The following is a 15,823-nucleotide window of genomic DNA, read 5'->3' on the forward strand; positions in this document are numbered from 1 at the left end:
CGCGGCGATCCAGCTTGCCATTGGCGTTGAGCGGCAGGCGCGGCAACAGGATGATCTGCGCCGGTACCATGAAGGCTGGCAACTGCGCAGCCAGGGCCTCACGCAGCGCCTGTACCTCGACCTGCTGGCCAGCCTCGGCCACGCCATAGGCGATCAGCTGCGTACCGGCTGCCCCTTCGTGGGCGACCACCACGGCCTGGCGCAAGGGCGCGCTGGCCAGCAGGCAGGCTTCGATCTCGCCCAGCTCGATACGTTGGCCACGGATCTTCACCTGGAAGTCCACCCGGCCGACGTATTCGAGCTGGCCCTCGGCGTTCCAGCGCGCCAGGTCGCCACTGCGGTACAGGCGCTCGCCCGCTGCGCCGAAGGGGTCGGGTACGAAGCGTTCGGCCGTCAGCCCCGGGCGCGCTGCATAGCCACGGCCCACGCCGGTGCCGCCTATGTACAGCTCGCCGACCACGCCAGCGGGCAACAACTCGAGGTCGCCGCCCAGCACATACAGACGGTTGTTGTCGGTGGGCTGGCCAATGGCGATGGGCTGTCGCCGTGGCGGCGCCGCATCCAGGCGGTACAGCGCCACGTCATCGGCGCATTCGGCCGGGCCGTATGCGTTGATCATCGGTACCTGCGGATAGCGGGCGAACCAGCGCGTGGCCAGTTCATGGCTCAGCGCCTCGCCGGTGGGCAACAGCCAGCGCAGCGCCGGCAGCGCCACGGGCGACGCTTCGAGCATGCCGTCGATCACCGCCGGCACCGCCTCCAGCACGCTCACCCCGGTATCAGCGACGCACGTCAGCAGCGCCTGCGGATCATGGGTGACGGCATCGGGGATGATCTCCAGCGCACCACCGAACAACGGCGCGGTGAGCAGTTGCCAGACCGAGATATCGAAGCCGGTGGCAGCGGTCTGGGCGATCACGTCCGCTTCGCCGAGTTGCAGGTAAGGCACCTTGGCCAACTGGTTGTTGAGCATGCCGCGCTGGTTAACCATCACCCCTTTTGGCTCGCCGGTGGAGCCGGAGGTATAGATCAGGTAGGCCAGGTGCTCGGAGCCGGCGTAACGCCCGGGATTGTCGCGGCGGCCGTGCTCCAGCAAGTCTTCACAGACCAGCACGCGCGGCGGCTGCGACAGTTCGGCGAGCATCGCCTGAACCTGCGCCAGCTGCTCGCGCAGGGTGATCAGCACTGGCGCGGCGCTGCTGGCCAGCATGCGCGCGCTGCGCACCGGCGGATGGCGCTCGTCCAGCGCCAGGTAGGCAGCACCGGCCTTAAAGGCGCCGATGATCAGGCTCAGCAGTGGCAGACCACGGGGTGCATACAGCGCCACCACGTCATCGAACTGCACACCGCATTCGATCAGGCCATGACCGATACGGTTGGCCCGCTCGTTGAGTTCGAAATAGGACAGCGTCTGCCCCTGGCAGCGGGCGACGGTACGTGCGCCCTGTTGCTGCACCTGCGCCTCGAAGCGCGCCAGGTAGCTCTGCGCATACCATTGCGGCTGCATCTCGCCCTGGCCCAGCTGGCACAGGGCTTCGCGTTCGCTGTTATCGAGCAGGCGCAGCTCGCTCAAGGGACGCTGCGGCGCCTCGCTCAACTGCAGCAGCAGACGACGGAAATGCTCGACCAGCACCTGCATGTCGGCCACGGCGAACTGCTGGGTATCGAAGCTCAGTTGCAGGGTCAGGCTGGCACCCGGCAGCAGCACCACGGTCAACGGATAGTTGGTGTGGGTGCGGTTGGCCAGCGGCGTTATGCGGTAGGTCTCGACCGCCTCTTGTACTTCGCCACCGAGCGGCACGTTCTCGAACACGAACAGGCTGTCGAACAGCGGCTGGCCGCGCGGCGTGTCGGCAAGGTTCTGCACCTCGGCCAGGGACAGCTGCTCATGCTGACGCATGCCGGCGTTCTGCGCCTGCAGCGCTTGCAGCAATTGCAGCCCGGTCGCGCCCGCGCCCGGCACTCGAACGCGCAGCGGCAGGGTATTGATGAACAGCCCCAGCGCCTCTTCGATGCCCTCCAGCTCGGTGGGCCTGCCGGCTACGGTAACGCCGAACAGCACGTCGTCACGCCCGCTGTAGCGCATCAGCAGCAGCGCCCAGGCGGCCTGGACGAAGGTGTTGACGGTCAGTTGATGACGCCGCGCCTGCTCGGCCAGAGCGCGGGTCTGCGCCGTATCGAGCGCGAGGCCGACGTCGCGCATACCCGCCTCGCTCAGCTGGCGGCGATAAGGCAGTGGCGTAACCGTGTCGAAGCCGGCCAGCTCGTCTCGCCAGTAGCGACGACTGGCCGCCTCGTCCTGCCGTGCGAGCCAGGCGATGAAGTCGCGATAGGGTCGCGCCGGCGGCAGTTGCAGGCTGCGCCCAAGCAGGCGAGCGCGGTACTGGGCGAAGAATTCGGCCAGCATCAGGCCGCGGCACCAGGCGTCGATCAGAACATGGTGATGGCTCTGCACGATGCGCAGATCGGCCTCGGCGAACTTCACCAGGCGCAGGCGCAGCAAAGGCGCCTGGGTGAAATCGAAGCCGCGCTGACGCTCCTCGCGCAGGATCGCCTGCAACCTGGTCTCGGCTTCATCGCGCGGCAGCTCGCTGAAATCGAGAAACTGCACGGGCGACGGCACCTGGCGCAGCACCAACTGATGCGGCGTCCCTTCCAGGTTGCAGAAGGCCGTGCGCAACGCCGGGTGACGCTGCACCACCTGCTGCCAGGCATGGGTGAAGGCGTCGACATCCAGCGCGCTGGCCACGGCGTACTGGTCCTGCATCAGGTAGATGCCACTGCCCTGCTCCAGCTGGCTGTGCAGGAGGATGCCCTGCTGCATCGGCGCCAGCGGGAAGAGGTCTTCGATCTGCTGCGGCGTGTAAGGCAAGGCGTCGAGTTGCGCCTGGCCGAGCGTTGCCAGGGGGAAATCGGAAGGCGTCAGGCCACCGGCTCCGGGCGCGCAGCAATGCTCGATCAGTTGCCGCAGCGCCTGTTCGTACAAGGCCAGCAGACGCTCGACGGTGCGCGTCTCGAAGCGCGCGCGGCTGTAGGTCAGCGCCAGTTGCAGGCAACCGCCACGCACCTGGCCGTCGATGGCCAGGGCATTGGCCAGCGGGCCGCTGCCGTCACGTGGCGCGCCGCTCGCTTCATCGGCCAGACGCCAGCGCGCACCGGCCTGGTCATCGAAACGGCCCAGGTAGTTGAAGGTCAGCCCCTGGCCCGTCAGCTCCTGCAGCGGAGCCTTGGCCAGGTACTTGAGCACGCCGTAGCCGATGCCCTTGTCCGGCACCTGACGCAGCCCCTCCTTGACCTGCTTGAGGGTCGCGCCGAGGTCATCGCCGGCCTGTAGCGCCACGGGATAGAGACTGGTGAACCAGCCCAGCGTGCGGCTCAGATCGAGCTGATCGCCTTCGCGGCCGTGGCCCTCCAGGCTGATCACCGTACGCCGGCGCCCACTCCACTGCCACAAGGCCTGGGCCAGCGCCGCCAGCAGCACGTCGTTGATCTGCGTGCGGTAGGCCGCCGGCACTTCGCCGAGCAGGCGTGCAGTGGTCGCAGCATCGAGCGTCAGATGCAATTGGCCGGCATCGGCGACCTTGGCGCTGCCTTCGGGCCGTTCGCAAGGCAGGCAAGCTTCGGCGGCGCTGAAACCCTGCCAGTACGCCAGTTGTGCCGCCAGTTCCGAGCTGCCGGCAAGGGTATGCAGATGCGCCGACCATTGCTGGAAGCTGGTCGCAACCGCCGCGAGGCTGATCGTCTGCCCGGCCAGTCGCTGCGCGTAGGCCTGCTGCAGATCCTCGAGCAGCACGCGCCAGGACACGCCATCGACCACCAGGTGGTGAACGGCCAGCAGCAGGCGGTTACGGCCGCCCGGCAACTGCGCGAGTACCGCGCGCAGCATTGGCCCGCGCTCGATATCCAGGCTGCGCTGGGCTTCGTCGCACAGTGCCGGCAGGTCCTCGGCGGCGGCCACCTGGCACACCCACAACAGCTCCTGCACCGGCTGCGCGTCACGATAGCGCTGCTGCCAATTGCCCTGCGCGTCCTGCTGGAAACTCAGGCGCAGGCTGGCGTGATGACGCAGCACGGCCCGCAGCGCTTGCTCCAGTGCACGGGCATCGAGCGGCTCGTCCGCTGCCAGCAGCAAGGCCTGGTTCCAGTGGCCGAGGCGCGCCGGAGGCTGGGCGAAGAAGCGCGCCTGAATCGGCGTCAGGGCAAAGGCGTGGGTCACCTCTGCGCTGGCGCTTGCGGGTGCCGCCGGCGTCTCTGCGACGACGGCGACCTGCGCCAGCTCGGCGATGCTCTGCTTCTCGAACAGCTGCTTGGGCGTCAGGCGAATGCCCTGGCGCCGCGCCCGGGCGATGATCTGCAGACTGAGAATGGAGTCGCCGCCAAGGGCGAAGAAGTTGTCGTGACGGCCGACGCGTTCGACCTTCAGCACCTGCTGCCAGAGCGCTGCCAGTTGCGTCTCGATGCCCTCGTGCGGCGCCTCGAAGCCTTGTTCGACGGCCTGCGGTTGCGGCAACGCGTGACGGTCGAGCTTGCCATTGGCGGTCAGCGGGAAGCGTTCGAGCAGCAGCACATGGCTCGGCAGCATGTAGTCCGGCAGGCACTCGGCCAGTTGCGCCTGCAGCTGCGCAGCATCGACAGACGGTCCGTGCGCGACCACATAGGCGAGCAACTGGCCGCGTTCGTCCAGTTGCACATGGGCATCGGCGACGCCCGCCAGGCCACGTAGCTGCGCGACGATCTCGCCGAGGGCGACGCGGTAGCCGCGTACCTTGACCTGGTCGTCACCACGCCCGAGGAACTCGATACGCCCGTCGGCCAGCAGGCGCGCGCGGTCGCCGGTGCGATACAGGCGCTCACCGTTGGCGAAGGGATCGGGCAGGAAACTCGCCGCCGTCAGCCCCGGACGATCGAGATAGCCGCGCGCCAGACCAGGCCCGCCCAGGTACAACTCGCCAACCGCACCTTGCGGCAGCGGCGTCATGGCCGCGTCCAGCACCAGGGCGCGGACGTTGGGCAAAGGCCGGCCGATCGGCACCACGCCGCTCAACGCTGCCAGCTCGGCGTCCATGACCTCGTGAGTCAGCACACCGACCGTGGTTTCGCTGGGGCCGTAGTGGTTGATCACCCGACACTGCGGACGCAGACGCTTGACCTCCTTCACCAGTTCGGCCGGCAGCGCTTCGCCGCCGAAGATCAATGCATGAGCGGGTATCGCCCGCTCACCCGCGCCGGCCTGCAGCAGGCCGGCCAGGTGGGTCGGCACGATCTTGAGGATGCCGACCTGCTGCGCGCTCAGGTAGTCGGCCAGGCTGTCGGCGTCGGCGACCTGCTCCGGGCTCAGCAGGTGCAGGGTTCGCCCCGAGCACAGCGCGCCGAACAGCACGGTATGCCCCAGGTCGGCGGCAACGGTGGACACCATGGCCATGCTCGCCTCGGGCGCCAGGGCCAGTTGTTGCAGCAGGCCCTGCACGTAGTCGGCCAGGGCCGCATGGCTGATCACCGCGCCCTTGGGCTGGCCGGTGGTGCCGGAGGTGTAGATCAGGTAGGCCGCCTGCGCCGGGTGCGGGCGCCGCTGCGGCGCGCTGTCGGGCAGGCCGCGCCAGGCGGCGTCGGCGGCGAAGTCCAACTGCGGCCCGGCGAAGGGCGAGGCGCCGGCCTGGTCGGCCAGCAGCGCCACGCAGGCGCTGTCGTCGAGGACGAAGGCCTGGCGCTGCGCCGGCCAGGCCGGGTCCAGCGGGACGAAGGCGGCGCCGGCCTTGAGTACCGCCAGCAGGCCCACGACGAAGGACGGCGAGCGCTGCAGGCACAGCCCGACCCGCTGCTCCGGGCCGACGCCCAGCACGATCAGCTGATGAGCCAGTCGATTGGCCTGCGCCTCCAGCCAGGCGAAGCTGTACGACAATCCGCCATGCACCAGGGCGCTGGCCGCGCTGTGCGCATGCGGCTGCCACAGGTCGAGCAGCTGCGCGGCGGGGAACTCGAGCCGCGCGCCGTCGAGCTGCGAGGGCTGGGCCGTCAGCTGCAGGCTCGCCAGCGGCGCCTGCGGATGCGCCAGCAACTGGCCGAGCAGCTGCTCGAAGTCGGCGGCGAATGCCGCGATGCGCGGCGCCTCGAACAGGTCGCAGGCATAGGTGAAGACGGCGTCGATGCCCTGCGCCAGGTCGGTGATATCCAGCCCCAGATCGAAGTGCGCGGCTTGTTCGTCCAGCTGCCGGGCGCTGAGGGTCACGCCAGGCAGGGCCAGATCCTGAGCCAGGGCGAACTGCTGGGTGAACTTCACCTGGAACAGCGGGTTGTGGCTCAGGCTGCGCTGCGGCGCCAGGGCCTCGACCAGCTGCTCGAACGGCAGCAACTGATGGGCCTGCGCCCCCAGCGCCGCCGCCTTGACCTGGGCCAGTACCTGCTCGAAGGACTGCTCGGCGCCGAACTGGCTGCGCAGCACCTGGGTGTTGACGAAGAAGCCGATCAGCCGCTCCGTTTCACGGCACACGCGCCCGGCGCTGGGCACGCCGACGCGGATGTCGCGCTGGCCGCTGTAGCGCTGCAGCTGCACCTTGAAGGCGGCCAGCAGCAGCATGAACAGGGTCACCCCCCGGGCCGCGGCCATGTCGCGCAGGCGCTGGCTCAGCACCTGGTCGAGACGGATGCCATGGCGCCCGCCGCGGTGGCTCTGGCGCGCCGGCCGGGGCCGGTCGCCGGGCAGTTCGAGCAACGGCTGCTGGTCGCCCAGCTGCGCGCGCCAGTAGGCCAGTTGCCGCTCGCCCTCGCCGGCCTGCAACCAGGCCTGCTGCCAGGCGGCGTAGTCGGCGTACTGCACCGGCAGGGCCGGCAAGCCTGGTGTCTGCCCGGCGACGTGGGCGGCATAGAGCTGGGCGAATTCCTCGATCAGCACCTGGATCGACCAGCCGTCGCAAATGATGTGGTGCATCACCAGCAGCAGGCGGTAGTCCTCGTCGGCCACCCGCACCAGGCTGAGGTGCCAGAGTGGCCCTTGCTGCAGATCCAGCGGCTGGGACAGTCGCGCCCGGGTCAGTTGTTCCAGGGCGGCCTGGGCATCGTCGCGGCCACGCAGGTCGAAACGCGCCAGCGGCACCCTCGCGGGCGGGTCGATGCGCTGCAGCGGCGCGGCGTCTTCCTCGGCAGCCAGGAAGCGGGTGCGCAGGCTCTCGTGGCGCGCAGCCAGGTCGTCGAAGCTGCGCTGCAGGGCGATTTCGTCGAGGCGCCCCTGCAGGCGCAGCTCCCCGCCGAGCAGGTAGGCGCTGGGGTCTTCCTGCAGCCGGTCGAGGAACCACAGGCGCTGCTGGGCGAAGGATTGCCGGCAGGTCGCGCCGCGCGCCACCGCGGTCAGCGCCGGCATCTGCCGGGTGCTGCGCGGCTGGGCCGCGACCCAGGCGCTGAAGTCGCCCAGGCGCGGGTGCTCGAACAGGCCCTCGGCCTGCAGCTCCAGGCCCAGCGCGGCATTCAGGCGCGCCAGCACCTGCACCACGCCGACCGAGTCGCCGCCACGGGCGAAGAAATGCTCAGCGCTGCCCAGCCCATCGCCGCCCAGCACCTCCTGCCAGGCCGCCAGCACCTCGGGCAACACCTCGCCTGCCACCGCGTCCGGGTGCGCCGGCGTCTCGCCGCGCAGGCGGCCCTGCTGCCAGACCGCGAAGGCGGCGAGGCTGCCGTCCTGCCAGCCGACGCGACAGGCGGAACGTTGCAGCTTGCCGCTGGTGGTGCGCGGCAAGGCGCCCGGTTCGAGCAGCAGGATCAGTTGCGGCGCCAGCTGGAAACGCTCGCCCATGCCGTCGGCTATGCGCCGGCAGATCATCTCGGCATTGACCAGCCGGCGCACGTTGCGGCTGATCTCCAGGGCCAGGCCGACGCCTTCCTGGCCGCGCTCGTCGGTCGCGGCGAAGGCGGCGATGCGGCCCTTGCGCAGCAGTTCGATGTCCTGTTCCAGGGCCTGCTCGATGTCCTGCGGATAGAGGTTCTGGCCGTTGAGGATGATCAGGTCCTTGAGGCGCCCGGCGATGTACATCTGCCCGGCGCTGGCGATGCCCAGGTCGCCGGTGCGCAGCCAGCGCCGGCCGTCGCGCTCGACGAAGCTGGCGGCCGTGGCCGCGGGGTTCTGCCAGTAGCCCTGGGCGACGCTCGGCCCGGCCACCCAGATTTCGCCGACCCGGTCGTCGCCCAGGGGCTCCAGGCTGTGCGGGTCGACGACGCGCAGCGGGTGCTCGGCATCGCTCCAGCCGCATGCCGGCAGGCGGCTGGCCGGGCAACCCGGCTCGAGGCCGTCGAACGTCCCGATCCGCGGCGCCTGCCGCGCAGCGTCGGCGCAGACGAACAGGGTCGCCTCGGCCAGGCCATAGCTGGCGGTCAGCGCCTCGGGGCGGAAACCGGCCGCGGCGAAACGCCGGGTGAAGGCCTCCAGGGTATCCAGGCGAATCGGCTCGGAGCCGGAAAACGCCAGGCGCCAGCTGCTCAGGTCGAGGGTTTCCAGCACGCTGTCCGGCACCCGCTCGGCGCACAGGCGGAAGGCGAAGTCGGGGCCACCGGAGAAGCTGCCGGCGTAGCGACTGATCGCCTGCAGCCAGCGCGCCGGCCGGGCCAGGAAGAAGTTCGGCGCCAGCAGCGTGAGCGTGCCGCCATGCAGGATCGGCAGCAGCAGGCCGGCCATCAGGCCCATGTCGTGATACAGCGGCAACCAGCTGAGCCAGGACTCCTCCGCGCCGGCGGCGAAGCCACGGCTCATGCTGCGCTCGTTGGCGAGCAGGTTGGCATGGCTGACCATCACCCCCTTGGGCGCACTGGTGGAGCCGGAGGTGTATTGCAGGAAGGCCAGGCCATCGGCGCCGATCGGTTGCCGCTGGTAGCCGGCGCGATACTCGCTGCCGATGTCTTCGATGGCGATCAGCGCCGCACCATCGACCAGCAGCGGCTGCAGGGCCGCCCGGCAGCGTCCGACGACTTCGCGCGGGGCGAGCACCACGGCGGGCTTGGCGTCGAGCAGGATGCCGGTCAGGCGCTCGATATGCATCTGCCGGTTGTTCTCCGGCGGGAAGGCCGGCACGGCGATCACGCCGGCATACAGGCAAGCGAAGAAAGCCGCGGCATAGTCGGCGCCGCTGGGCAGCAGCAACACGCAGCGCGCGCCGCCCTGGCGACCGAGGCGTTGCTGCAGCAGGCCGGCGATGGCCAGGGCCCGCTCGCGCAGCTCGCCGTAGTGGGTCAGCAGCGGCGGCTCCTGGTCGTGCACGATATGCCGGATGGCCAGGCGGCCCGGCTCGCGCTCGGCGTAGTAATCCAGAATGTCGGCAAAGTGCAGCGCCTGATCCACTGTCGATATCATCTCGTCACCCGTGAAAACTCGTAGCGGCACGACAGCCCGGCCAACGCGCCGGGCCTGTCGCAGGAAGAAGGGAAAACGCGGCGGGGCGCGCGGCTAGCCGAGCGAGGCGCTCGCCAGGCGCAGCGGCTCGCGCGCCGGCAGGCCGTGCGGTTCGGCGAACATCGCGGCCACCAGCTCGGCGGAACGCATGGCCAGCACCGACAGCAGGGTGTCGCTCAGGCCGTGGCTGTGCTCGCAGCTGCCTTGCAGGAAGATCTGCGCCGGGCAGCCGGGGCGCAGGTTCAGGCGGTACTGGCGGTCGACCGCATCGCTTTCGATGTAGTCGGCAAGGCCGGCCAGCAGCGTGCGGTGGTAGTCGCGGCGGTAGCCGGTGGCGAGGATCACCGCGTCGAAGGTCTGCGTATCCAGTGCGCCGTCCAGCTTGTTGCGCAGCGCCAGTTGCACGCCGGCGCCCGTGGTCGACACTGCCGTCACCTCGCAGTGGCCGAGCAAGCGGTGACGGTGCTCGCCGCGCAGTTTCTGCTGGTAGAACAGCTGGTAGATCTTCTCGATCAGTTCCAGGTCGACCACCGAGTAGTTGGTGTTGCGGTACTCGTCGAGCAACTGGGCGCGCTGGGCGGCGCTCTGCGCGAAGATCCGGTCGGTGAAGCCGGCATTGAAGATCTCGTTGACGAACGGGCTGTCGTCGGACGGTTTGAGGGTGCTGCCACGCAGCAACAGGGTCGCCTCGACCTGGGCGCAACGGCTGCTCAGGTCGTAGAAGATTTCCGCCGCGCTCTGCCCACCGCCGACTATCGCCACGCGCCGCGGCTGCGCCGCCTCGCCCAGCAAGCCGTCGAGCCCGCCGAGATAGCGCGAGGAGTGGACGATGCGTGCATCGCTCAGCCCGGCGAACGCCGCCGGCACCTGCGCCACCCCGCCGATGCCGAACACCAGGTTGCGCGCCCGACGCCGCAGCAGCTGGCCGTCGGCGCTGCGCGACAGCACTTCGACGCCGGCGCAGTCGCCGGCGCTGTAGAAGGGCTCGACGTTGATCACCTCTTCGCCGTAGTGCACCTGCTCGGCGAACGCCGCGGCGGCCCAGCCCAGGTAATCGTTGTACTCCTCGCGGCTGGGGAAGAAGGTCTTCAGGTTGACGAAGTCCTCCAGGCGCCCGCGCTCCTTGAGGTAGTTGATGAAGGTGAACCGGCTGGCCGGGTTGCGCAGCGTGGCCAGGTCCTTGAGGAAGGAGATCTGCATGGTCGAGCCGTCGATCAGCATGCCTTCGTGCCAGCTGAACGCCGGCTTGCGCTCGATGAAGCAGGCGTTCGGCTCCCGCCCGCTGCGCTGGGCGAACTCTTCGGTGGCGATGGCCAGAGCCAGGTTAGAGGGCCCGAAGCCAACCCCGATGTAGTCGTATACGAGCCCCATAAATCCCCCTGATGTCTGCCCGCTGAATGTATTGCCATCCAATCGTCATAAATTGAAAAGCATTCTCATTAGCAATGACGAACAAGGAGATCGATTGTTTAGGCGATTTTGCGCCATGCGCGCAACCTGACCGGCAAACGCGACTGCGCCCGCAGATTCGCGGGCGCAGGGGCTGGCTCGGCGTCGCTCAGGAGTGGGCGCGACCGCCGATTTCACGCAGCGCGTTGCGACTGGCGCGGGCGCGTTGCTCGCCCTGCAACTCGCTGAGCCGGCCGCCATCCATCTTCAGCAGGCGGTCGGCCTGGTCGAAGTAGTGGTCGTCGTGGCTGATGGCGAACAGGGTCTTGCCGGCCGCCTTCAACTGCGGCAACAGCTCGCGGTAGAACACCTGGCGGAACAAGGGGTCCTGGTCGGCGGCCCACTCGTCGAGCAGGAGAATCTCGCGCCCTTCGAGCATCGCCAGCAACAGGGCCAGGCGCTTGCGCTGCCCGGCCGACAGCCGCGTGTCCTGCAGGCGCCCCGCCGCCACCTGCACCTTGTGACGGATATGCAGGCTGTCGAGCCAGAGGTTCAGCTCCTCGTCCGCCACCGCCAGGCCCTGAGGGCCGAGCAGTTGCGAGAACAGGTGATAGTCGGTGAATACCGAGGCGAACAACTGGCGGTAGGCCGGCCAGTCTTCCAGGGCCAGGACCTTGCCGTCGAGGCGGATCTCGCCCCGCTGGGGGATGTACAGGCCGCTGAGCAAGCGGGCGAAGGTCGACTTGCCGCTGCCGTTGCCGCCGACCAGGAACACCGTCTCGCCGCGGCGCAGTTGCAGGTTGATCGGACCGACATCGAAGCCCGGTTCGTCGCCCTGAGCCGGGTAACGGTACTCCACGTCGCGCAGCTCCAGGCTGTGCCAGTTGGCCGCCAGGCTTTCGCCCGGGTGGTCGAAGGCATCGACGTGGGGCGCCAGCGCCAGCGACTCGACCTTGTCCAGCGCCACCCGCCCGGCGATCTGCGTGGGAATCGCCGCCACCGCGGAAACCAGCGGCGTGCGCATGAACAGGATGGTCAGCGCGTAGGTCGAGGCCACCGCCGTGGAGGCCCAACCCAGACCATTGGCCAGGTAGAACACCAGGCCGATGGTGCCCAGCACCATGATGTTGGCCCAGTTGCTGGCCAGCCCGTGGTAACGGTCGGCCAGCGTCACGTGGTCGCGGTAGGCCCGCGCGCTGACGTCGAATTCGTCTTCGTACAGGCGCTGCGCACGGTAGCGGTTGAGCGTGAGTTCCTTGCGCCCATCGATGACCGCCTGGTAGTCGCCATACAGGCGATCCTCCGACTCGCGCAGCAGACGCAGGTGGTGATTGAGCTTGCCCACCAGCAGCCAGCCGACGCCCAGGGTGAAGCTCATCCACAGCAGCGTGGTGACGAACAGGCCGGGCGACAACCAGGCCAGGTAGGCGAACGCCGCCAGGGTCAACACGCTGCCGTAGATCAGCTCGGGCAGGTGCACGAAGGCCAGGGTGATATTGCGGATATCGCTGGACAGGCTGGCGATGATGGTCGAACCGCCGATCACCTCAAGGCGCTCGATGGCGGTGTCCAGCACCCGCTTCACCAGCGCCCGACGCAGGCGGTAGACGAAGCGGTGGCCCAGGGCCGTGAGCGACAGCTGCGCCGCCGAGGCCAGCACCAGCAGCAGCGCCAGCAAGGCGACGAACTGCCCCAGCGCCGCGCCCGGATGGGCGGCCGGGGTGAGCATGCGCTGGTTGACGAAGGCGATCACCGCCACGCTGAGCAGCGCGCTGCCCAGGCTCAGCGCCAGGACCAGGGCGATGGACCAGCGGTATTCACGGAAAACCAGTCGAAGCAGCTTCATTCAAGACCTCTTGGCCAGCGGGCAAGCGCGCCGGCATTGTCCATCGAGTCGGACCCGACAATGTCCCAGTGTGTCACGCAGGATCAGGTTGATCAGCGCAGGCGAGGCCCCCAGGGTGGTCGCCACCTCGCGCTGGGTGAGTCCGTCCAGTTGGCTGAGGGTGAACACCCGGCGCATGCGCGGGGTGAGTTCGGCCAGCGCGGCGAGCAACTGGCGCAGCGCCTGCTGCCCGCCCACCACCTGCTCCGGCGAAATCTCCGAGGGCTGCAATTCGGCCAGCTCGCCGGCGGCGCCGTAGCGCTGCTCCAGCTGCAGGCGGCGCAGATGGTCGATGGCCAGATTGCGCACCAGACGGTTCAGGTAGCGCTCGGGTGCCTGCACCATCGACAGGTTCAGGCTGCCCTCCCAGAGCTTGAGAAAAGCGTCCTGCAAGACGTCCTCGGCCCGGCTCCGGCAGCCCAGCACCCGGGTCGCCAGGTTGAGCAACGCCTGGCTCTGGGCCTGGTAGGCGCTCAGCAAGGCCTTGCGGTCGATCAACACGGCGGCGTTGCCGTATGCCGGGGCGCGCGGGCCGTAGGCTTGTCGGGAAACTCGCCGGCGCGAAGTCGGTAGCGATTCCAGAGAACATTCCATGTGCGGCTAGGCTCTGAACAAAGAGCGCCAATCCTGCATGCAAACGTTTCTCATTACAATACTGGCGACGCGCCGCAATCGCCGCGCCGGCAAACGGACACATCGCCCTGCAAGGGCCTGCCAACGCGGCATTCGCCGCTGGAAACCCAAGGAACAGTCCGCCGCCGCACGATGAAGAGATGTGCGCGGCATCACGGCCGAACGGCACTCAAAACGCAATCAAGGGTAGGAGCAGCGGCGCTCGGCGCGACGGGCCGGGAGAGATGGCGTCCCCTGCTGGAATCGAACCAGCATCTAGCCCTTAGGAGGGGCTTATTCTATCCGTTGAACTAAGGGGACAAGGCCGCACGCAAGGGATCGCGAAGGCCGGGCGGCATCTTAGCGGCGTCGCGCGGATTTGTCATGCCACCGCCACGCAGACCGCGCCATACTCCTTCGAGCCAACGCCAGGAGGCCGCACCATGCCGAACCGCCCCGATGCCCTGCCCGACTCGCCCTTCGCCACCTACGCCATCCGCGCCGCCTGCACTGCCGACGCCAAGCCGCTGGCCAGCCTGCTGCAGCAGCTGGGCACGGACGAGCCGCCGCCCGACGCCGGCCTGCTCGCCCTGTGCCTGGCCAAGCTGTCGACGAATCGCCTGGTGCTGGTGGCCGAGCGCGACGGCGAACTGCTCGGCACCTGCACGCTGATCCTGATCGAGCACCTGGCGCACAACTTCGCCCGCTCGGCGATTCTCGAGGACGTGGTGGTCGATAGCGAGGCGCGCGGCCTGGGCATCGGCCAGGCGCTGATGCAGCATGCGGTGCAGCACGCCCGTGCCTGGGGCTGCTACAAGCTGGCACTGTCGAGCAGCCAGAGCCGCGAGGCGGCGCATCGTTTCTACGAGGGCTTGGGCTTCCGGCCGCATGGCGTCAGCCTGGCGCTGACCCTGGAGTGAAGGCGCTTCGCGGCTGAAGCCGCTCCTACAGGCCGTGCCCTGCCCCGCCATGGCGGCAACGCAGTACGGCTGTTGTAGGAGCGGATTTATCCGCGAACAGGCACGTTAAAGACGGCTGGGGGCCACCAGCGTTTTTCAGCAGCCCCGCCAGCGCCTCAGAACAACCCGAGGCTATGCAGGAACACCACCAGGATGCCCAGCGGGGTGACCACGCGCAGCACCTGCCACCACAACGCGAACAGCCCGGGCTGCTCGATGCCGATGGCCTCCTGCACGGTCTTGCGGCTCAGCGCCCAGCCGGCGAACAGCACGGTGGCCAGGCCACCCAGCGGCATCAGCAGGTTGGTGGTGAGGTAATCCAGGCTGTCGAAGAAGGTCTTGCCCAGCAGGGTCACCTCGCTCCAGGCGTTGAACGACAGCACCGTGCCCAGGCTTAGCAGCCACAGGGCAATACCGCTGGCCAGCACCGCCTTGAGGCGGCTGATGCCGAACTTCTCGGTCAGCCAGGCGATGGTCGGCTCGCTCAGGGAGATCGCCGAGGTCAGCGCGGCGATTGCCAGCATGATGAAGAACAACCCGCCGACCAGCTGGCCCAGTGGCATCTGGCCGAAGGCGATCGGCAGGGTGACGAAGATCAGCCCCGGCCCCGCGCCCGGCTCCAGGCCGTTGGCGAACACCAGCGGGAAGATCGCCAGACCGGCCAGCAGCGCCACCCCGGTATCGGCCAGGGCCACCATCAGCGCGGTCTTGGCGATCGAGGTGCCGGCCGGCAGGTAAGAGCCGTAGGCCATCATCGCGCCGCTGGCCAGGCTCAAGGTGAAGAAGGCGTGGCCCAGCGCCACCAGCACGCCCTGGGCGCTGAGCTTGCTGAAGTCGGCGTCGAAGAGAAAGTGCACCGCCTGCATGAAATGCCCGGTGGTGGCGGCATAGCCGACCAGCACCAGGAGCAGGACGAACAGCCCCGGCATAAGGAAACGCAGCGAGCGCTCCAGGCCGCCGCGCACGCCGAAGGCGACGATGCCCAGGGTCAGCGCCAGCACCAGGGTGCCGTAGCCGGCCAGTTGCCAGGGATCGGCCAGCATGGCGCCGAACAGCGCGCCGCTGCTCTCGCCGGTCAGCCCGGCGAAGCTGCCGCTCATGGCCGCCGGGGTATAGGCCACGGCCCAGCCGGCGATCACCGTGTAGAAGCTCAAGATGAGAAAACCGGTCAGCACCGCCAGCGTACCCAGCCAGCGCCAGTGCCGGCTGGCCCGCGCCTCCTTGGCCAGGGCGGCGAAGGCGCCCTCCGGGTTGGCGCGGCCGCGGCGGCCGATCATCACCTCGGTCATCAGCAGCGGGATGCCGATGGCCAGGATGCACGCCAGGTAGACCAGGACGAAGGCGCCGCCGCCGTTCTGCCCGGTGATATAGGGGAACTTCCAGATATTGCCCAGGCCCACGGCCGAGCCGGTGGCGGCGAGGAAGAACACCCAGCGCGACGACCACAGGCCACGGCCGGCGCTGCTGGGGGTACCGGCGAAGGCGCCGGCGGCGATGCTGTCTTGACTCATTGGGACTTGCCCTCTTGTTGTTGTGAAAAAGTCAGGAGGCTGGGGCGGTCGATCCACCCCGGGGTTGGTGCGCGCGGCGCACCCTACGACAGGGTTG

At 68.8% G+C, this 15,823-nt stretch carries 6 protein-coding genes and 1 tRNA gene (1 of these 7 running past the window's edge); 1 reads left to right on the forward strand and 6 read right to left on the reverse strand.

Annotation, left to right across the window (positions count from 1 at the left end; genetic code table 11):
* The 5 genes from ACIGKL_RS02545 to ACIGKL_RS02565 all read right to left on the reverse strand — a co-directional run.
* Window positions 1-9,331: the 5' portion of an amino acid adenylation domain-containing protein gene (locus tag ACIGKL_RS02545; RefSeq protein WP_397485153.1), read on the reverse strand. 338 nt of this gene lie to the left of the window's left edge; 9,331 of the gene's 9,669 nt are visible here — the first part of the coding sequence; it begins with the start codon at window positions 9,329-9,331; the stop codon falls past the left edge of the window.
* Between the two features lie 93 nt (window positions 9,332-9,424).
* The gene (locus tag ACIGKL_RS02550) at window positions 9,425-10,741 is read right to left on the reverse strand and encodes a lysine N(6)-hydroxylase/L-ornithine N(5)-oxygenase family protein (protein ID WP_397485154.1); all 1,317 of its coding nucleotides are present in this window, start codon (window positions 10,739-10,741) and stop codon (window positions 9,425-9,427) included.
* Between the two features lie 187 nt (window positions 10,742-10,928).
* The gene (locus tag ACIGKL_RS02555) at window positions 10,929-12,605 is read right to left on the reverse strand and encodes a multidrug ABC transporter permease/ATP-binding protein (RefSeq protein WP_397485155.1); all 1,677 of its coding nucleotides are present in this window, start codon (window positions 12,603-12,605) and stop codon (window positions 10,929-10,931) included.
* Window positions 12,606-13,145: a sigma-70 family RNA polymerase sigma factor gene (locus tag ACIGKL_RS02560; RefSeq protein ID WP_397485156.1), complete on the reverse strand. Its 540-nt coding sequence runs from the start codon at window positions 13,143-13,145 to the stop codon at window positions 12,606-12,608.
* 357 nt (window positions 13,146-13,502) lie between these two features.
* Window positions 13,503-13,577 (reverse strand) — tRNA-Arg (locus ACIGKL_RS02565).
* A 122-nt stretch (window positions 13,578-13,699) separates the two neighbouring features.
* Between ACIGKL_RS02565 and ACIGKL_RS02570 the strand changes: the two genes are divergently transcribed.
* On the forward strand, window positions 13,700-14,176 hold the full coding sequence (locus ACIGKL_RS02570) for a GNAT family N-acetyltransferase (RefSeq protein ID WP_397485157.1): 477 nt from the start codon (window positions 13,700-13,702) through the stop codon (window positions 14,174-14,176).
* Between the two features lie 155 nt (window positions 14,177-14,331).
* Here the strand turns inward: ACIGKL_RS02570 and ACIGKL_RS02575 are convergent, their stop codons facing one another.
* Window positions 14,332-15,726 carry a sodium-dependent transporter gene (locus tag ACIGKL_RS02575; RefSeq protein WP_397485158.1) on the reverse strand — a complete coding sequence of 465 codons (1,395 nt, stop codon included), beginning with the start codon at window positions 15,724-15,726 and terminating at the stop codon, window positions 14,332-14,334.
* Window positions 15,727-15,823: the final 97 nt, after the last annotated feature.

This window comes from Pseudomonas sp. NPDC077186 (genome assembly GCF_044543505.1).
In the GTDB taxonomy this organism is placed as follows: domain Bacteria; phylum Pseudomonadota; class Gammaproteobacteria; order Pseudomonadales; family Pseudomonadaceae; genus Aquipseudomonas.

Coding starts and splice junctions, on each gene's coding strand:
- ACIGKL_RS02555 (WP_397485155.1), bottom strand. CDS start 12,605: ATGAAGCTGCTTCGACTGGTTTTCCGTGAATACCGCTGGTCCATCGCC.
- ACIGKL_RS02550 (WP_397485154.1), bottom strand. CDS start 10,741: ATGGGGCTCGTATACGACTACATCGGGGTTGGCTTCGGGCCCTCTAAC.
- ACIGKL_RS02570 (WP_397485157.1), top strand. CDS start 13,700: ATGCCGAACCGCCCCGATGCCCTGCCCGACTCGCCCTTCGCCACCTAC.
- ACIGKL_RS02575 (WP_397485158.1), bottom strand. CDS start 15,726: ATGAGTCAAGACAGCATCGCCGCCGGCGCCTTCGCCGGTACCCCCAGC.